This is a genomic window from Streptomyces tauricus, from assembly GCF_014650955.1.
Taxonomy (GTDB): Bacteria; Actinomycetota; Actinomycetes; order Streptomycetales; family Streptomycetaceae; genus Streptomyces; species Streptomyces tauricus.
In genome coordinates this window covers 62,491-79,805 of the sequence record NZ_BMVY01000033.1, presented here as the reverse complement: position 1 = coordinate 79,805, position 17,315 = coordinate 62,491, and the positions used below count along the sequence as shown (strand labels likewise).

Genomic DNA, 17,315 nt, shown 5'->3' with positions numbered 1-17,315 from the left:
GGGGGAACCGCTCGTGTGCCGAATGACCTGGTTCAAGATCATGTCACCGTTTCGTTCCAGCCGGTCCGGCACCACAACCGATTCCCCCCGGCGCGTGTCCAGCTAACAGGGATCGACCGGATCGAAGAGGAAAGGCCTGATCATGGGGGACATGCGCAGACGGGCAGCCGTCGCACTGGGAATCACCGCAATGGTGGTGCCGCTCACCGTCGCACTGGGCGCGGGGCCCGCGCAGGCGGCGAGCTGCACCACGTCGAGCGGCCCGTATCAGAAGCAGGTGGAGAAGTTCCTCGGCCGGCCGGTCGACGGCAAGCAGTCCACCGCCGACTGCAAGGCGATCAAGGCCTTCCAGACCAAGCACGGCATCACCCCGAACATCGGCTACGCCGGCTCCGTCACCTGGGGCGTGATGAACCTGATGACCAAGCAGAAGGCCGTCGGGACGAACCCCAACAAAGACGGCAAATGCCCGGTCAACAAGGGCCGTATCGCCTGTGTGAACCTGACGCTCCAGCTCAGCTGGATCCAGGACGGCAAGACCCTCGTGTACGGGCCGGTGCCGGTGCGCACGGGCCGCAACGGGTACGAGACCCGTACGGGCCTCAAGAAGATCTACTGGCGGAACATCGACCACGTCTCGTCCATCTACGACGTGCCCATGCCCTACAGCCAGTTCTTCGACGGCGGCCAGGCCTTCCACTCGGTCGGCGTGAGCATGTGGAACCCGCCCGGCTCGCACGGCTGCGTCAACATGACGAAGACGACCGCCAAGAAGTACTGGTCGCTCCTGAAGAAGAACGACGACGTCTACGTGTACGGCCGCAAGCCCGGCACCTGAGAAGCACCGCCCGCGCGACACGGGTGAACGCCCGCGTCCCGCCCCACCGGTGCGGCGGGGCGGGACGCGGACTCCCCCCTTGGAAATGGCCGGAGCGTCAGAACAGCACGTTCACGACACCTCTCATGGTGCGGCGCCGGGTCCGTCCGGAGCAGAGGCAGGCGTCCTGTCCGGGTCGGGACGACGTCCCGGAAGGCGTGGGACGCGCTCGGGGGGGCGTGGGACGTGCTCGGGGAGCGTGGGACGCGCTCGGGGAGCGTGGGACGTGCGCCCCGGCACCTCCGCCTAGGCCGCGCGGGGCAGCGGGAGGTGTACGCGTACTTCGGTGCCGCTGCCCCGGACCGTACGGATGGAGAGGGTCCCGCCCGCGGCCTCGGCGCGGTCCCGTATCGACGTCAGACCCACCCCGGCCGTCGCACAGGCGATACCGCGTCCGTCGTCGGCGATCGTCACCAGCAGCGAGCGGGGCCCGCCGGCCAGGGTGACCCGCGCGTGCCGGGCGTCGGCGTGCCGCACGACATTGGTCATCGCCTCCGTGACGATCCGGTACACCGCGCTCTCCACGGCCGAGGGCAGCGCGGGCAGCGCACACGTCACGATCTCGACGGCCGTCGGCGGCGGAACGAACCGCGCGTGGTCGCGCAGCGCCCCGACGAGCCCGAGCGAGGCGACCGCGGCGGGAGGCAGGGCGTCCACCAGCCCGCGCACCTCCACCACGGCGTTGGACACCTCGGTGCGGATCCGGTCCACCAGAGCGCGCTCGACCTCGAGACCGCGCTCTTCCAGCCGGTCCGACAGGGCCCCCGCACACAGCGCCATGCCGGCGAGCAGGGGACCGAGCCCGTCATGGAGGTCGTGGCGGATCCGGGTGCGCTCCACGTCGACGGCCCGCCGGACGTGCGCGTCGCACGGGCCGCGGCGCAGCAGGGCGGGGGCCATGGCGGTGAGCGCCGCACACAGGGCCCCGATGCCGCAGAGGGCGAGCGCCACGTCGGCCCGTGCCGAGAAGAGGCCGACGGCGGCGAGGTGCAGGGCCAGACAGATCGGTACCGCGGCCAGGCACACCGGGACGGCCCGCGTCCTGCTGCTCACGCCCGGGGCGTCCTCACCGTGGGCCCGGCCGTCCGCGGGTGGGCGGCCAGTACCTGGCGCAGGGCCCAGCGCATCCGGGGCACGGCGGTCTCCGGGCGCTCGCCGTAGGCGCACGCTAGTGCGCCCGCGCAGCCGCGGCTGCCGCCGTTGCGCCGGATCGCCCGACGGATCGCCTCGGTGATCTCGGTCCGCGTCGGTTCGGATCCGGTGACCAGGTCGCTGCTGAACAGCGCCTCGGCCCGGGCCGCGGTCAGTAGGTCGGTCATGGGTGCCCCCGTGCTCGTGGATGTCGAAGTCGGTGTCTGCACCGATCTCAGTGTCGATCTCGGTGTCGGTGTCGGTGTGGAGAGGCCGGGCGGGAGGGGGTGTGTCACTTCCCGCCCGACCCCCGGACACCAGACTGCGGGCCGGGGTTGCAGCCCCCGCTGCAGGAGCCGTTGCAGTCGGGCGGCGGTGTTCCCACCGGTTTGGCGCTAGCGTGGACGACAGGTGCCGCCTGAGGTGGGAGCCCGTGATGACTGGGCCGGAGCCGTTCACCGGACTGCGTTTCCAACTGCTCGGACCGCTGCGGGCGTGGCGGGGCACGACCGAGCTGGACCTGGGACAGATGCAGCAGCGTGTGGTGCTCGCGGTGCTGCTGCTGCACGCCGACAGCCCGGTCGGCCGGGACCAGCTCGTCGACGCCGTGTGGGGGTGGGCGGTACCGGCGCGCGCGGCCAACCTGCTGCAACGGCACGTCTCCGGACTGCGCCGCGTCCTGGAGCCCGACCGTCCGCCCCGGGCGCCGTCGGGACTGCTCGCGTGGACCGAGGCCGGCTATCTGCTGACGCCGGGACCGGCACAACTGGACGTGCGTACCTTCGACGGCCTCATCGAACAGGCGCACACGGCCCGTGCCGAGGGCGACCGCGCCAAGACCTCCGAGGCCCTGCACGCGGCCCTGGACCTGTGGCACGGCCGGCTCTGCGAGGGCCTGACAGGACCGTTGGTCGACGCCGAGCGCGACCGGCTCGCGGAGCGCCGCCTGAGCGTCCTGGAGGAACGCATCGAGGTCGACCTGTCCCTCGGCGACGACTTCGACCTCGTGGGCGAGATACACCGGCTCACCGTCGAGCATCCGCTGCGGGAGGGCTTCCACGGTCTGCTCATGCTGGCCCTGCACCGTGCCGGACGGCAGGCGGAGGCGCTGGAGGCCTTCCGCCGCGCCCGCCGCCTGCTGCGCGACGAACTCGGCATCGAGCCGGGACAGCGGCTGCGCCGTCTGCACGCGAGGATCCTGGCCGACGACCCGGGGCTCGACACAGGTGCGGACAGCCACCGCGGGCCGACCGCGGCACCGGAGGGCCACGCGCCCCGCGGCACGGCCGGCACCGGCCTGCCGACGACCGTCGCCCCCGCCCAACTCCCGCATCCCGTCGCCGGTTTCGTCGGCCGGGAGGAGGCGATCGCCCGGCTCGACTCCTTCCTGCCCGGCGCGGGCGAGGGAGCGGGACCGGGTGGCGACGGCGGGACGGTCGTCATCACGGCGATCGGCGGCACGGCAGGGGTCGGCAAGACCACCCTGGCCGTGCACTGGGCCCACCGGGTCCGCGACCGGTTCCCCGACGGACAGCTCTACGTCAATTTGCGCGGCTTCGACCCGAGCGGCACTGCCATGCACCCCGCCGAGGCGATCCGGGGATTCCTGGACGCGCTCGGTGTGCCGGCGAAACGCATCCCGGTCGATCCACAGGGACAGATCGGCCTCTACCGGAGCCTGCTGGCGAACCGCCGCATGCTGGTCGTGCTGGACAACGCCCAGGACGCCGATCAGGTACGCCCGCTGCTGCCCGGCTCGCCGGACTGCTTCAGCGTCATCACCAGCCGCAGCCTGCTCACCGGTCTGGTCGTCACCGAGGGGGCCCAGCCGGTCGGCCTCGGCCTGATGTCGGGCACCGAGGCGGGCAACGTACTGGCCCGCCGTATCGGGACGCGGCGCCTCGCCGCCGAACCCGACGCGATGCGGGACATCATCGCCTCCTGCGCGCGCCTCCCGCTCGCCCTGGCCATCGTCGGCGCACGCGCCGCCACCCATCCCCAACTGCCCCTGGCGGCGGTGGCCAAGGAACTGCACGCCGCGGGCGGAACGCTGGACCTGCTCGGCGGCGACGACGAGTCCACCGACGTCCGCAGGGTGTTCTCCTGGTCCTACCAGCGCCTGACGCGGCCGGCGGCCCGGCTGTTCCGGCTGCTGGGGCTGCACCCGGGGCCCGACATCAGTCTCTTCGCCGTGGCCGGTCTCGCGGGACTGCCGGTGGGCCGGGTCAGGCCACTGCTCAGGGAGCTGACCGACAGCCATCTGCTGACCGAGACCACGGCGGGCCGTTACGCCTTCCACGACCTGCTGCGCATCTACGCCGGTGAACTGGCCCTGGCCCACGACACCCCCGACGACCGGGCGGCGGCGATCGGCAGGATGCTCGACCACTGCCTGCTCAGCGCCTACCGGGCCAGCCGGTGCCTCAGCCCCCACCGGGACGAACCCATCACCCTGATCTCCGCCGAGGAGACGGTGGCCGTCGAGGAGTTCGCGGACCACGACGAGGCGCTGAGCTGGTTCCTCGCCGAGCACGCGGTGCTGCTGGCCCTGCAGCAGCAGGCCCTGAGCAGCGAACTGCACGCCCACGCATGGCAGTTGGCGTGGACGCTGAGGCCCTATCTGGACCGGGGCGGACACTGGCACGACTCGGTGCGGGTCTACCGGCGTGCGCTCCAGGGCGCCCTGGGTGCGGGCAGTACCCAGGGGCGGGCGGTCAGCCACGGCTGCCTCGCCTATGCGTATCTGCGGCTCAGCCAGTATGAGGAGGCCGCCACCCACATTCGGCAGGCTCTCGACCTGTACGAGGCGCTCGGCGATCCGCTCGGTCAGGCGCATGCGCACAGGACGCTGACCTGGCTGGGTGATCTGCAGGGACGGTACGAGGAGGCGCTCGACCACGCCTGGCGGGCACTGGCCCTGTTCGAGGCGGCGGGGCATCCGTCGGGCCAGGCGCGGGCGCTCAACTCGGTCGGCTGGTTCTGCTCCCGGCTGGGCCGGCACGAGGAGGCGCTGGGCCACTGCGAGCGGGCCCTGCGGCTGCACGAAGAGGCGGGGGACCGGTTCGACCAGGCGGACACCTGGGACACCCTCGGCCACGCGCACCATCGGCTCCACCACTACGAGCAGGCCGCCGCGGGCTACGAGCGGGCGCTCGCCATCTACCGGGAGACCGGCGACCGCTACAACCAGGCCGACACCCTCTGCTCCCTCGGCGACCTGCACCAGGCCGCCGGTGATCCCCGCGCGGCCCGGGCGAAGTGGCGGCGCGCGGCGGTCCTGCTGGAGGAACTCGGCCACCGCGAGGCGGCCGAGGTGCGTGCCCGGCTGTCCGGCGATCCGGAAGCCGGCAGTCAGGAAAACGCGGCCACTTGACGGAGGAGCACCCCCTCGCCAGACTCCCCGGCATTCAACACTCTGCCACCGCTGCATCCGGAACACGGCATGCAATGTCGCGACAGGCCGATGCGCCCGTGCCGGATCCGTGGGCGAGTTGAAGACCAGGGGGAGAGATGAGGCAGGAAGAGGTTCACTGGCAGGATGTCGAGCGCGTCGCGAATCTGCTGGGAGAGCTGGGGAGAGAGTTCACCTCCGACGACAGGCGGGCACTGAAACTGGTATTCAGGGCCGCGGCCGAATATCTGAAACTGAAGGACCGCCGCCCGATCCTCGCGGGGGCCAAGTTCATTCCCGGACCCGATACGGAGAAGACCTACCAGGTCTTCAAGGTGGACGGACGCTTCAAGGGACCCGCCAGGGAGAGCAAAGGCGATCCCACCGAAGCGAAACTGCCCGAATCCGGCCCCGCCGAGTAGCGCGAGGCATTCATCGGGGTCGACGCGTCGACGCGGGGGAGGGGGCCTTCGATGCCGGGTGCGCGGGATCCACGTCGCCGGGACCGGCCGGTGGTCCTCGTCTGTATGCCGTTCATGGACGACCGCCGTCCCTCCTTGCAGGCGGGCCTGCTGGCCGCCATCGCGCGGGATCACGGATTCCCGGTGCGCACCCTCCACGCCAACCTGGACTTCGCCGCGGGCCTCGGCGTGGAGGCGTACCGGGCACTCGCCGACCGGACGGACCACCTGGTCGGGGAGTGGCTGTTCTCGCTCGAAGCCTTCGGCTCCGCCGTGCCCGACCCCGGCGACCGGTTCCTCGACCTGTGCGCGCAGGACATCGCCGAGGCGCACGGCACCTCCCCGGCACAACTGCGCGAACGGCTGCTGCGTATCAGGCACCGTGAGGTTCCCGCCTACCTCGACGCGCTCGTCGACGCCCACCCGTGGGACACGTTCGGCCTCGTGGGCTTCACCTCGACGTTCCAGCAGACCGCGGCCTCCGTCGCCCTGGCCCGACGGCTCAAGGAGCGGCATCCCCGCCTGCTGACCCTGTTCGGCGGCGCCAACTTCGACTCCCCGATGGGCGAGGAACTGGTACGCACCGTCGAGAGCATCGACATGGCCGTGATCGGGGAGGCGGACACCGCATTCCCCGCACTGCTGGCCGCGCTGGCCGAGGAACGCGCACTCGACGACGTACCCGGTCTGGCGCGCAGGGTCGGCGAACAGGTGGTGACCGGGCCGCCGGCGCCGCTCATCCGGCACCTGGACGACCTGCCCATGCCGGACTACGACGAGTACTTCCAGCGAGCCGAGAATCTGGAGCTCCTGCCCCGCACCGCCTCCCGACCGGTGCACATCCCGCTGGAGACCGCTCGCGGCTGCTGGTGGGGGATGAAACACCACTGCACTTTCTGCGGTCTCAACGGCGAGACCATGCACTTCAGGTCCAAATCGGCCGGGCGGGTCCTGGAGGAGTTCGCGCACCAGGCGCGCAGATACCGCAGTTTCCGTTTCGAGGCGGTCGACAACATCGTCGACATGCGCTATTTCCGGACCCTGTTTCCCGCTCTGATCGAGAGCGACGCACACTACGAAATCTTCTACGAGGTCAAATCCAACCTTTCCCGGGCGCAGTTGAAACTCCTGGCGGACGCGGGGGTGCGCCAGATCCAGCCCGGAGTGGAGTCACTCAGTTCGCGTGTGCTGCGTCTCATGCGCAAGGGAGTGACCGCCGGACAGAACGTCAATCTCCTCCGCTGGGCACAGCATTACGGAATCGACGTCAACTGGAACTTGCTGTGGGGCTTTCCGGGAGAGACATCCCAGGACTGTTCCGAACAGGCCGCGGCCGTCCGCGATCTGTGGCACCTCAAGCCCCCGGACAGCGCCGCACGCATCACGATGGAACGCTTCAGCCCGCTCTTCACCGACCGGGAGAAGATCCTGCGTGAACTGCGCCCCGAGGCCGCCTACTCCTACATCTATCCGCCGGACACCGACCTCGACAGGATCGCCTACTTCTTCAGCTGCGACATCGAAGGAGCGCTGCCCGACGACGCGTACACGCCGCTGCGGCGGGCGGTCGCGGACTGGCAGCGGGCCTGGCGGGACGAGGACCACCGGCCCGTCCTGGAATACCGGCGGGCACCGCACTACGTACAGATCCACGACGGGAGGCGAAAGGAGGACGAAGGCACGTACCTCTTCGAAGGGCCGGCGGCCGACCTCTACCTCGCCTGCTGTGACCGCCCGGTCACGGCGGACGCGGTGCACGAGCGGCTGGGGCTGCCGGGATCCGCGCAAGAGGTGCAGTCCGTTCTCGACGAATTCACGGAAGCCGGGCTCGTGTTCCAGGACGGTCCGCGCAACGTGGCGCTGGCCGTACCCGCGTCCCGGTTCTGACACATCGGGGGTTGATCACCTTGGCCTACAAGATCGACGACCGTCTGCCCCACGTGGTGTACGCGCACGCGTCACCCCCGTCCCGCGGCGGCGTCTCCCTCTTCGACGGACGTGACATCACGTCGGACACCGCCCGGGACTTCGTCTCGGAGGACTCGGCGACCCGAAGGGCAGCGGAGGAACTCGAGGGCGCCGGGTTCAGGGTGCTCGCCCGGGCGCCGGCGACCATCAGCATCGCCGGTCCGCCCGCCCTGTACGAGGAACAGTTCGGCACGTCCCTGGTCACCGTGGAACGGGAGGTCATCCAGCGAGGCGCACCGCAGTTGCGCACGACGCGGACGTTCCTCGACAGCGCCGGGGCGGACCTTCCCGGACTGATCGCACCCGGCGGACGGTGGGCCCGCTTCCTGGAGGGCGTGGCGCTGGACGCACCTGCCTCCAGGGTCGCCGGCGCCGTCGCCCCACCGCGGCCCGACTACTGGCACCTCACCCTCGACGACGTGGCCGAGCACCTGGGCGCGCGGACGGTGCACGAGCAGGGGATCAAGGGGGCCGGGGTCCGTCTCACCATGGTGGACACCGGCTGGGAACCCGTGCCCTACTTCGCCGAGCGGGGCAGCAAGGGCACCGTCGTGCTGGGACCGGAAGCCGCTGATCCGGGCGTCGACGAGGACGGGCACGGCACCTGCGAATCGGCCAACGCGTTCGCGGTGGCTCCCGAGGTCGACTTCACCATGGTGAAGTTCAGGGATCCCCTGCTGGTGGACGCCTTCGACACCGCGGCCTCTCAGCACCCCAGGCCCCACATCATCAGCATGAGCGTGGTGGCCGAGGAGAAGTACCCGCCCCTGAGCGCCGACAGCTTGATCCTCGCGGTGTCGGTGTCCCTCGCGATCGCCGACGGCATCGTCGTGGTGTGTGCGGCCGGCAACGGCCACCACGGGTATCCGGCCCAGCATCCCGAGGTCATCGCCGTCGGCGGCGTGCACAGGGACCAGCACGGCGGCCTTGAGGCGTCCGACTACGCCAGCGGGTTCACCAGCGCGCTCTACACCGACCGGCTCGTCCCCGATGTGTCCGGACTGGTCGGGATGCTGCCCGGGGCGACCTACATCCTGCTGCCCGCCCCGCCGGGTTCGGACATCGACCAGTCGCACGCCAAGGAGCCCTATCCCTTCGGGGACGGGACGACGGCGGGCGACGGCTGGGTGGTGCTGAGCGGCACCTCGGCCGCCGCTCCACAAGTGGCCGGAGTCTGCGCGCTGCTGCTGCAGACGGACCCCGCTCTGGAGCCGCGTGAGGTCCGGCGGCTCCTGGAGGCCAGTGCCGTCGACGTCACCCGGGGAGCGAGCAACAAGGACACCGGCGGCATCGCCCGCCCGAACCGGGACAACGCCACGGGATACGGGCTGGTCGACGCCGACGCGGCGGTGCGGCTCGCCCGGCAACGCAGGCAAGGGCAAGGGGTAGCTCCTCAGAGCGGGCAAGGAGGAACGCCCCGGTGACGCGGCTCGCGCCTTCCACGCCGGTACGCGGCGTGGAAGGCGCGACGGGTGCGACGGGTGCGGTGACGTATGTGACGTGTACGCGTCGGCCGGGTCCTTCACTCCACCCCGGCCGACTCCTCGTCCCGGCCCGCGGAGTCGGTCGCAGCACGCCGCAACTCCACCCGCACCGCCTGCAGGACGTCGAAGACCTCCTGCGTGCGCGCGGCGTACCAGTGGGCCGTCAGAGACACCAGCCAGGCGAGGGCTCCCAGCAGGAGCGGCACATACACGTTCTCCGGCAGCGGCTCGCTGCCCCAGTGGTGGACCAGCACCGCGTTGGTGACGAGCACGGCCACCGTGTACAGCACGCCGGTCGTCAGCAGGACCGGCTTCGCAGCCTCGCGCAGCCGGTGCGCCATGGCGACGGCGACGACGAAGACGCCGGGCAGCAGGACCGGGAGGCTGCGCAGCGCGACAGCGCGGTGCACCGCCGACGGATCGTCGGGGTACTCGCCGCTCCAGTAGCCCAGGCTGCCGAGACCCAGCCAGGTGGTCAGCAGATAGAGCAGCCAGAACGCCGCGACACCGAGCGCCGTGGTCAGGACCACGGTCCTGGGACTCGGCATGATCCGGGGCCGCGGACCGTGGACGGGAACCACTTCGGCCGCGGGGCCGGCGGCCCGCCGGCAGTCCGCGGTGGTGGAGCGTTGCAGCAGGGGCAGACCGGCCATGAGCAGCGCGGTCACCCCGGCGGCGATCTGGGCGACCTGCTCGGCGTTGCGCGTGTGCAGCAGCAGTCCGACGGACGCGGCGAGGAGCGGCGGCACCGAGGCGATCAGGGTGGACAGCCGGGAGAACCCGGCGGACGAGGGGGGCGACGACATGGAACTCCCTGGACTGGAACGACAGGACGACTCCCCGCGGACGTGCCACCGGGGCGGACGCCGATGCGCCGCGGGCAGGGGCTGGTGCGGGGTATGCGCCATGGTCGTGCACAGCCGCCGGGACGGCCTGAGGCGTACGTCCTGTCGTCACCGGGCGGACCACCCGGCGGGACCGGGACCACCGGGACGGGGATCGGGACCGGGACGGGGACCGGAGGCACGGTGCCGTGGGACGGCGGGTGTGCGGGATCGGCCGCACGGGAAAAAGTGACGTGCGGCCGGGAGCCGGGGCGCCGACCGGGCCGGGCGGCCGGCGAGTTGGAGGAGCGATGAGCGAGGCATCCCGGGCCGTCCGCGTGGTCATCGCCGACGACCATCCCATGTTCCGCTACGGTCTGGCCGCCGCGCTCGCCACCAGCGGGGCCGTGGACGTCGTGGCCGAGGCCGGTGACGGCGACGACCTCCTGGCCGCCGTCGAACGCACCGCGCCCGACGTCGTGGTGACCGACCTGGCCATGCCCGGCCTCGACGGCACGGCGGCCACGCGTGCCCTGCTGGCCCGCCGCCCCTCCCTCGGCGTCCTGGTGCTGACCATGCACGAGGACGACCAGGCCCTGTTCGGGGCGCTGCGCGCCGGAGCCCGGGGATATCTCCTCAAGGACGCCGACAGCGCGGAGATCGTCCGGGCCGTCCTCACCGTCGCCGCCGGGGATGCGGTCTACGGCAGGGCGGTGGCCCACCGCATCATCGCCTTCTTCACCGGGGCCCACCGCGAGTACGCCGCCCAGGTCTTCCCCGAACTGACCGAGCGCGAACGGGAGGTGCTGGACCTGGTCGCCCTCGGGCACGGCAACCACCAGATCGCCGGACGGCTGGTCCTGTCGGAGAAGACGGTCCGCAACCATGTCTCCGCCATCCTGTTCAAGCTCCAGGTCTCCGACCGCGCCGCGGCCGTCGCCCGGGCCCGGGACGCCGGGATGGGCGGGGGCGCGCGAAGGGGGGCGGTGCCGTGACGGCACCGCCCCCCTTCACGGGAAACTCGCTCACATCTGCGGCGCGTCCCCGAAGTCCGGGATCTCCAGCCGTGCCCCGCCCTGCCGCGCCGACTCGTGGGCGACGATGCCCGGCAGGGTGTAGCGGGCGGCGACCCACGCGTTCACCGACGGCAGGGTCCGGGTGTTGACGGCGGTCACGAAGTCGTCCACCAGGAAGTGGTGGCTGCCCTCGTGCCCGTTGTGCAGGTGGTCGAACTCCCTCGGCAGCCGCGACCGGTCGTGCACCGGGGCCGACCCGGAGGTGAAGGCCGCCCGCAGCTCCGGCGCGATGTGCTGCAGGGAGGGGTCGTCGGGGGACATGGTGGGCTTGGGCTCCAGGAGTTCGCTGATGTCCTTGACCCCCTTCTTGTCCTGCCAGAAGGCCACCGTGGCGAGCTGCTCCATGCTGGCGTCCGTCCCGAAGAACCGGAAACGCGACTCCCGGATGTGCGAGGGATAGCCCACCCGCCGGAACTCGTTCGTACGGAACGAGCCGCCGCCCGCGACCTCGAACAGCGCGGTGGCGTTCGAGAAGTCGTTGCCGAACTGGCTGATCTCCTCGTCGAAGACCCCGTCCCCGCGGTCGTCCCGCACCCCGATCGCGGACACGCTCACCGCGTGCGTCTGCCAGGCCCCGAGGACCCCGCCCACCGAGTGCGTGGGGTAGAGCAGCGGAGGATAGCTGGCGGTCGCCTTCCAGTTCTCGCCGCCGCTGTACTGGTAGGCCTCGTAGAACCCGAGGTCCATGTCGTGCACGTAGTCGCCCTCGGCGTAGAAGAGCCGTCCGAAGGAGCCCTCCGCGATCTGGTTGCGGGCGTGGACGGTCGCCGGGTTGTACTGGCTGGTCTCACCCATCATGTACGTGAGCCCGGTGGCCCGTACCGTGTCGATGATCGCGGCGATCTCCTCATGGGTGATCGCCATCGGCACCGCCGAGTAGACGTGCTTGCCGGCGTTCAGGCCCTGGATGACCAGCGGGCCGTGGGTCCAGCGCTGGGTGAAGATCGCGACGGCGTCCACCGCCTCCGACTCCAGCATCGCCTGGTACGAGGGGAAGGTGCCCGCCAGCCCTTCGGCGGCGGCCAGTTGCTCGGCGCGCTCCGGCAGCAGATCGGTGACGTACACGTCGCCGACACCCGGGTGGGCGAGGAACAGCTTCGCGAACTGGCCGGAGAACTGGCCGGCGCCGACGATGCCGAGGGAGAACGTCATGGAGTGTGTGCCTTTCACTGGCCGAGGATGAAGTTGATCTGGTCGTTGGTCTTGGTCAGGCCCTTCACCGGGGCGTTGTTGGCGAAGACGTCCTGCATCGCGGGGCGCATCAGGGCGTAGACGTCCGCCGCGTAGTCGGTGACCGGGAAGGAGAAGGTGGTGAAGTCCTTCTTGTCCGCGACCGGCCCGGTGAAGGCGGACACGTCGATGTCCTTCTTCCGGTACGCGGCGACGGCGGCCTCGGTGCCGCCCGGCGTCGCGGGGAAGACGATGCCGTAGCCGCCGACGGTCTTCTGGCACTCGTCGGAGGCCAGGTACCGCACCCACTTCTTCGCGCCCGCCTTGTTGTGGGCGTTCTTGGTGACGGAGTCGGCGAGGCCGTTCATCATGGTGGCCCGCTTGCCGGTCGGACCGGCCGGGGTGACGGCCGTCCCGACGTCGAGGCCCTTGGTGCCGTAGTACGTGGAGATCATCCAGGCGCCGTCGAAGGCGGTGGCCGCCCTGCCGGAGGCGACCTGGGCGTTGGGCGGGTTGGCGCCGTCGGTGTAGTCGGTGAACGGCGCGAGATAGCCCTTCTCCGCGAGGCCGAAGTACCAGTCGATCACCGACTGGAAGGTCTTGCTGTCGTACTGGTACTCGGTGCCCCAGCGCGCCTTGTCCGTGTACCTCCAGCCCGCCGAGGCGGCGAACGGGCTCCAGGTGGTCTGCCCGTCGCTGTCGCCGGCGCCGCCGGTGGCGAGGCCGTACACCTCGACGTTGTTCTTGTCGAAGCCCTCCTCGTCGCCGCGCCTGCCGTTCCTGTCGACGGTCAGGTGCGCGATGGCCTTCTCGAAGGTGCCGCCGTCCTCGGGGTTCCAGGCGAGACCGTTCAGCTCGTCCGCCGCCAGCCCGGCCGCCTTCGTCAACTTCCTGTTGTAGAAGAGGGCGACGGTGTCCCAGTCCTTCGGGGCGCCGTAGCGGTGCCCGTCCTGGCCGGTCCAGTTGGCGGCGAGGCCCGGCTGGTAGGCGGCTTCGTCGATGTCCAGGTCGTCCAGCGGTTCGAGCACGTTCAGGTCGGCGAACTGCCCGAACTTCTGGATGTGGTCGGTGAACACGTCGGGCTCGGTGCCCGCGATGAAGCTCGCGGTGAGCTTGGTCCAGTAGTCGGCCCAGCCCATCTGGGTGATCCTCACGTCCAGGCCGGGGTTCTGCTTCTCGAAGTCCTTGGCGCAGGCCTGGTAGGCGGGCAGCTGGTTGGCGTCCCAGAGCCAGTACGTCACCGTGCCGGCGCCCGCCCCGGCGGCTCCGCCCTGCGCGCAGCCCGTCACCAGGGACAGCGCCAGCGCCCCGGTCAGTGCCACGACCGTACGTGTACGAATGCGCATGCCCGTCCCCTTACTTGATGCCGGTGAAGCTGATGGTGCTGACGATGCGGCGCGCGAAGAAGCCGAAGAGCACGAGCATCGGCAGGGCGGCGATGAGCGTCGCCGCCATCAGGCCGGACCAGTCGTAACCGGTCTGCGGTGTCTGCGCCCGGAAGATGGCCAGGGCCACGGTGAGCACGCGCGAGCTGTCGCTGTAGGAGACCATCAGCGGCCAGAAGTAGTCGTTCCAGGAGGTGATGTACGTCAGCACGCCCAGGGTGAGGACGGGGGAGGACGCCATCGGCAGCATGACGCGGAAGAAGATGCGGATCTTCCCGGCCCCGTCGAGCAGGGCCGCCTCCTCGACCTCCCGGGGCACGTTCATGAAGAACTGCCGCATGAAGAACACCGCGAACGGGGTCATGAACATCGTCGGCAGGGAGATGCCCAGCAGGCTGTCGACCAGGCCGAGTTGCTTGATCAGGACGAAGTTCGGCAGCAGCGTGAAGATGGTCGGCACCATCAGCCCGGCCAGGAACAGCCCGAACACCGTGTCCCGGCCGCGCCACCGCAGCCGGGCGAAGGCGTAGGCGGCCATGGCGGAGAAGAGGATCTGGCAGACGGTGATCAGGGTGGACACGATCACCGAGTTGAGCAGGTAGCGCCAGAACTTCAGCCCGCCGCCCGAACCGCCCTGGGCGATCGCCTCCTCGGTGGACTGCAGGCCCAGCGCGCGTTCGAAGCCGCCGGTCGTCGGGTCCACGGGCAGCACGTCACCGGGGTGGGCGGCGAGCGCCGTGTTCGAGGACAGCGCGGTGCGCAGGATCCAGTAGAAGGGCAGCAGGGTGATGAGGACCATCGCGGCCATCACCGTCCAGGCCAGGACCTTCCCGGGGGAGAGCCTTCGGCGCTCGGGCCGTACCTTCGTCGTCGTTGCCGTCACGGCGGTCATGTCGGTCGCTCCCTTCGTCAGCCGAGGTCGGTCCGGCCGGCCCGCGTGAGCCGGTACTGGAGGATGGTGATCGCGCTGAGCACGACCAGGAGCGCCACGGACATCGCCGAGGCGTAGCCGAACTGGAAGCGGCCGAACGCCGAGCCGTAGATGTAGAACTGCAGCACGTTGGTGGCGTTCGCCGGACCGCCGTTGGTGGTCACCGCCACGGTGTCGAAGACCTGGAACGAGCCGATCACGGTCATGATCAGCACCACGGCCAGCACCGGCCGCAGCAGCGGCATGGTGATGCGCCAGAACATCCGCCACTCGCTCGCGCCGTCGACCTTCGCGGCCTCGTACATGTCGTTCGGGATGGCCTGCAGCCCGGCGAAGAGCAGCAGCGCGGTGTAGCCGACGTGCCGCCACACGTTGATCAGCGCGATCGTCGGGATCGCCCACGTCTCGTCCGCGAGGAACGGGATGCGGTCGAACCCGAGGCCCGCGATGATCTCGTTGCCGATGCCGAGCTGGGTGTCGAGCATCCACAGCCAGACGATGCCCGCGACGACGTTCGACATCAGATACGGCGTCAGTACGACGCCCCGCAGCACCGCGGACTGGGTGAGGCGCTGCAGGAGGACGGCGATGGCCAGCGCGGAGACCGTCTGGACGCCGATGTTGATGAACACGTACTCGACGGTGACCTTCAGCGAGTCCCAGAAGATGGGGTCGTTGACCATGCGCCGGTAGTTGTCGAGACCGACCCACTCGGCCGGGGTCAGCAGGTTGAAGCGGGTGAAGCTGAGATAGATGCCGCGCAGGGTCGGCCAGAGCAGGAAGACCAGGAACCCCAGCATGGCCGGGGCGATGAACAGGGCCGCGAGGGCCCCGTCACCGCGGCTGCCGCCGTCGCGTTCTCGCTTCCTGCCGCTCCTCGGCTTCGGAGCTGTCCCCTCGACGCCGCGCGATGGCAGACGCGACGGTGGGCTGCTTGAGGCGACGGTCATCGGGAGACTCCCTCGTCTGCGGCTCGTCCTCGGGCCCCACTTACTTTTGGGCCGAAAGAATCCAGCCGTCAAGAGGTCTGCGCATAACTTTTCCTTCCAGGCATGCATGGGCTTGAGTGACTCGGGATGGCATGATTAGTTCTGCGCCGAAAGAAACGACGAGGGGGTCGGTCATGACCGCACGCGCCGCCAGCTGGCTGCCGCTCAGTCCCGGTGAACGCTCCGTGGCGATCGAGGTCCTCACCCACGGCCCCCTGTCGCGCAGCGACATCGCCCGGCGGCTCGACCTGTCCGCGGGCAGCCTGACCCGGCTCACCAAGCCGCTCATCGAGTCGGGCCTGCTGGTCGAGGTCCCCGAGGGCAGCGCGCTCGTCGAGGCCGAGGTGCGCCAGGGCCGGCCCTCCCAGCCCCTCGACATCGTCGCCGAATCCCGTACCTTCGTCGGCTTCAAGATCACCGAGGACATGGTCTACGGCGTCGTCACGACCCTCCGCAGCGATATCGTCGCCCGCCACGACCTGCCCCTGGCCGGCCACGATCCGCAGCATGTCGTGGAGGTGCTGGGTGCGGTCACCGAGGAGTTCGCCCGGGACTTCCCGGGCCTCGCCGGAATCGGCATCGGACTGGGCGGACGCGCCTCGGACCGCTCCGTCGTCGACGAGTCCGCCTTCCTCGGCTGGCACGACGTCCCCCTGGCACGGCTCCTGCGGGAGCGCACCGGACTGCCCGTCGTCGTCGAGAACGACGTGAACGCGCTCGTCGAGGCCGAGAGCTGGTTCGGCGCGGGCCGCGGCCTCGACCGGTTCGCGGTGCTCACCATCGGCGCGGGCCTCGGCTACGGCCTGGTCAGCGGCGGCAAGCGGGTGGTGACCGCCGAGGACGGGCGGGGCGTCGGCCGCTTCTGGATGGTGAACCCGAACGGCCCGCTCACCCCGGAAGGCGAGCGCGGCAGCGCCATCTCCCTGCTGACCATCCCGAGCATCCGCTACCAGGTCCGGGCCGCCACCGGCCGGGACGTCTCGTACGACGAGGTCCTCGCGCTGGCCGCCGACGGTGAACCCATGGCCGCCCGGGTCGTCGACGAGGCGGCGCGCGCCCTGGGCACGCTCGTCGCGCAGATCGCCAACTTCGCGATGCCCGAGAAGATCCTCCTCGCCGGGGAGGGCGTGGGCCTGGTCGACGTCGCCGGTCCGGTGGTCGAGCAGGCGATCCTGGCCAACCGGCATCCGCAGGCCGACCCCGTCAACCTGGAGACCAAGGTGTCCGACTTCCACGACTGGGCGCGCGGCGGCGCCGTACTGGCCATCCAGACGCTGGTCCTGGGCGCCGGGCCCGGCCCTGTCTGACGCCGTGGACGTATGTCAGGTTGAGACACCGTGGCCCTTGTCACAGCCGCCGGAAGGCGGTAAGGATCACAGTCTCCACTCACATGGTCTTCACGCTGAGCCCCGTATGATTCACGGTATGTCCACCACTCACCGTCGTGCGCCGGGAGCCACGCAAAGATCAGCCGCCGAGGTCAATGACGAGATCCGGGCCCTGTGGCTCCGGGCCGGCGGAACACTGAGCGGTGAGCAGCGGCGGGACTATCAACGACTGGTCCTGGAGTGGGCGGCCGCCGCCCCCCGGCCCGACGCGCACGCGGACTCCACGCAGGCGGCCTGACC

General features: G+C 70.6%; 15 protein-coding genes. 8 read left to right on the top strand and 7 right to left on the bottom strand.

Annotated features, from left to right (window positions below; all coding sequences use genetic code 11):
- Positions 1–142 precede the first annotated feature (142 nt).
- Positions 143–838 (top strand): L,D-transpeptidase family protein, encoded by a 696-nt coding sequence (locus tag IE278_RS33850; RefSeq protein WP_189778002.1) that lies wholly within the window; start codon positions 143–145, stop codon positions 836–838.
- Positions 839–1,123: 285 nt separating this feature from the next.
- Here the strand turns inward: IE278_RS33850 and IE278_RS33845 are convergent, their stop codons facing one another.
- Both IE278_RS33845 and IE278_RS33840 read right to left on the bottom strand, forming a co-directional pair.
- On the bottom strand, positions 1,124–1,930 hold the full coding sequence (locus IE278_RS33845; protein WP_189778001.1) for a sensor histidine kinase: 807 nt from the start codon (positions 1,928–1,930) through the stop codon (positions 1,124–1,126).
- Positions 1,927–2,196: a hypothetical protein gene (locus IE278_RS33840; RefSeq protein ID WP_189778000.1), complete on the bottom strand. Its 270-nt coding sequence runs from the start codon at positions 2,194–2,196 to the stop codon at positions 1,927–1,929. Before IE278_RS33840 ends, IE278_RS33845 begins: the two co-directional genes overlap by 4 nt.
- A gap of 248 nt (positions 2,197–2,444) precedes the next feature.
- Between IE278_RS33840 and IE278_RS33835 the strand changes: the two genes are divergently transcribed.
- The 4 genes from IE278_RS33835 to IE278_RS33820 all read left to right on the top strand — a co-directional run bounded on the left by IE278_RS33835 (position 2,445) and on the right by IE278_RS33820 (position 9,252).
- The gene (locus IE278_RS33835) at positions 2,445–5,381 is read left to right on the top strand and encodes an AfsR/SARP family transcriptional regulator (protein WP_189777999.1); all 2,937 of its coding nucleotides are present in this window, start codon (positions 2,445–2,447) and stop codon (positions 5,379–5,381) included.
- Between the two features lie 137 nt (positions 5,382–5,518).
- Complete coding sequence (locus IE278_RS33830) at positions 5,519–5,821, top strand: hypothetical protein (RefSeq protein ID WP_189777997.1); 303 nt, start codon at positions 5,519–5,521, stop codon at positions 5,819–5,821.
- A gap of 51 nt (positions 5,822–5,872) precedes the next feature.
- The gene (locus tag IE278_RS33825) at positions 5,873–7,747 is read left to right on the top strand and encodes a RiPP maturation radical SAM C-methyltransferase (protein WP_189777995.1); all 1,875 of its coding nucleotides are present in this window, start codon (positions 5,873–5,875) and stop codon (positions 7,745–7,747) included.
- An 11-nt stretch (positions 7,748–7,758) separates the two neighbouring features.
- Positions 7,759–9,252: a S8 family serine peptidase gene (locus tag IE278_RS33820; RefSeq protein ID WP_189777987.1), complete on the top strand. Its 1,494-nt coding sequence runs from the start codon at positions 7,759–7,761 to the stop codon at positions 9,250–9,252.
- A 98-nt stretch (positions 9,253–9,350) separates the two neighbouring features.
- Here the strand turns inward: IE278_RS33820 and IE278_RS33815 are convergent, their stop codons facing one another.
- A complete protein-coding gene (locus IE278_RS33815; RefSeq protein WP_189777985.1) occupies positions 9,351–10,118 on the bottom strand; it encodes a hypothetical protein in 768 nt (255 codons plus the stop codon).
- A 329-nt stretch (positions 10,119–10,447) separates the two neighbouring features.
- On the opposite strand from IE278_RS33815, the gene IE278_RS33810 reads away from it, so the two are divergent.
- A complete protein-coding gene (locus tag IE278_RS33810; protein ID WP_189777983.1) occupies positions 10,448–11,131 on the top strand; it encodes a response regulator transcription factor in 684 nt (227 codons plus the stop codon).
- A gap of 30 nt (positions 11,132–11,161) precedes the next feature.
- On the opposite strand, the gene IE278_RS33805 is transcribed toward IE278_RS33810, so the two are convergent.
- Genes IE278_RS33805 through IE278_RS33790 form a run of 4 tightly spaced genes read right to left on the bottom strand, consistent with a single transcriptional unit; the run spans position 11,162 to position 15,648 of the window.
- On the bottom strand, positions 11,162–12,364 hold the full coding sequence (locus IE278_RS33805) for a Gfo/Idh/MocA family protein (RefSeq protein ID WP_189778059.1): 1,203 nt from the start codon (positions 12,362–12,364) through the stop codon (positions 11,162–11,164).
- Positions 12,365–12,378: 14 nt separating this feature from the next.
- The gene (locus IE278_RS33800; protein WP_189777981.1) at positions 12,379–13,728 is read right to left on the bottom strand and encodes an ABC transporter substrate-binding protein; all 1,350 of its coding nucleotides are present in this window, start codon (positions 13,726–13,728) and stop codon (positions 12,379–12,381) included.
- 10 nt (positions 13,729–13,738) lie between these two features.
- Complete coding sequence (locus IE278_RS33795) at positions 13,739–14,659, bottom strand: carbohydrate ABC transporter permease (RefSeq protein WP_189777979.1); 921 nt, start codon at positions 14,657–14,659, stop codon at positions 13,739–13,741.
- Positions 14,660–14,676: 17 nt separating this feature from the next.
- Positions 14,677–15,648, bottom strand: a complete 972-nt coding sequence (locus tag IE278_RS33790) for a carbohydrate ABC transporter permease (RefSeq protein WP_189777977.1) — start codon at positions 15,646–15,648, stop codon at positions 14,677–14,679.
- Positions 15,649–15,821: 173 nt separating this feature from the next.
- Here IE278_RS33790 and IE278_RS33785 point away from each other — a divergent pair, with 173 nt between their 5' ends.
- Together IE278_RS33785 and IE278_RS33780 are read left to right on the top strand one after the other, a co-directional pair.
- Positions 15,822–16,994, top strand: a complete 1,173-nt coding sequence (locus IE278_RS33785; RefSeq protein ID WP_189777975.1) for an ROK family transcriptional regulator — start codon at positions 15,822–15,824, stop codon at positions 16,992–16,994.
- A 106-nt stretch (positions 16,995–17,100) separates the two neighbouring features.
- On the top strand, positions 17,101–17,313 hold the full coding sequence (locus IE278_RS33780) for a hypothetical protein (protein WP_189777972.1): 213 nt from the start codon (positions 17,101–17,103) through the stop codon (positions 17,311–17,313).
- Positions 17,314–17,315: the final 2 nt, after the last annotated feature.

Excerpts from the sequence above, each read along its gene's own strand:
- IE278_RS33790 (WP_189777977.1), bottom strand. The coding sequence starts at position 15,648 with ATGACCGTCGCCTCAAGCAGCCCACCGTCGCGTCTGCCATCGCGCGGC.
- IE278_RS33785 (WP_189777975.1), top strand. The coding sequence starts at position 15,822 with ATGACCGCACGCGCCGCCAGCTGGCTGCCGCTCAGTCCCGGTGAACGC.
- IE278_RS33810 (WP_189777983.1), top strand. The coding sequence starts at position 10,448 with ATGAGCGAGGCATCCCGGGCCGTCCGCGTGGTCATCGCCGACGACCAT.
- IE278_RS33780 (WP_189777972.1), top strand. The coding sequence starts at position 17,101 with ATGATTCACGGTATGTCCACCACTCACCGTCGTGCGCCGGGAGCCACG.
- IE278_RS33830 (WP_189777997.1), top strand. The coding sequence starts at position 5,519 with ATGAGGCAGGAAGAGGTTCACTGGCAGGATGTCGAGCGCGTCGCGAAT.
- IE278_RS33805 (WP_189778059.1), bottom strand. The coding sequence starts at position 12,364 with ATGACGTTCTCCCTCGGCATCGTCGGCGCCGGCCAGTTCTCCGGCCAG.
- IE278_RS33825 (WP_189777995.1), top strand. The coding sequence starts at position 5,873 with ATGCCGGGTGCGCGGGATCCACGTCGCCGGGACCGGCCGGTGGTCCTC.
- IE278_RS33795 (WP_189777979.1), bottom strand. The coding sequence starts at position 14,659 with ATGACCGCCGTGACGGCAACGACGACGAAGGTACGGCCCGAGCGCCGA.
- IE278_RS33835 (WP_189777999.1), top strand. The coding sequence starts at position 2,445 with ATGACTGGGCCGGAGCCGTTCACCGGACTGCGTTTCCAACTGCTCGGA.
- IE278_RS33815 (WP_189777985.1), bottom strand. The coding sequence starts at position 10,118 with ATGTCGTCGCCCCCCTCGTCCGCCGGGTTCTCCCGGCTGTCCACCCTG.
- IE278_RS33840 (WP_189778000.1), bottom strand. The coding sequence starts at position 2,196 with ATGACCGACCTACTGACCGCGGCCCGGGCCGAGGCGCTGTTCAGCAGC.
- IE278_RS33800 (WP_189777981.1), bottom strand. The coding sequence starts at position 13,728 with ATGCGCATTCGTACACGTACGGTCGTGGCACTGACCGGGGCGCTGGCG.
- IE278_RS33850 (WP_189778002.1), top strand. The coding sequence starts at position 143 with ATGGGGGACATGCGCAGACGGGCAGCCGTCGCACTGGGAATCACCGCA.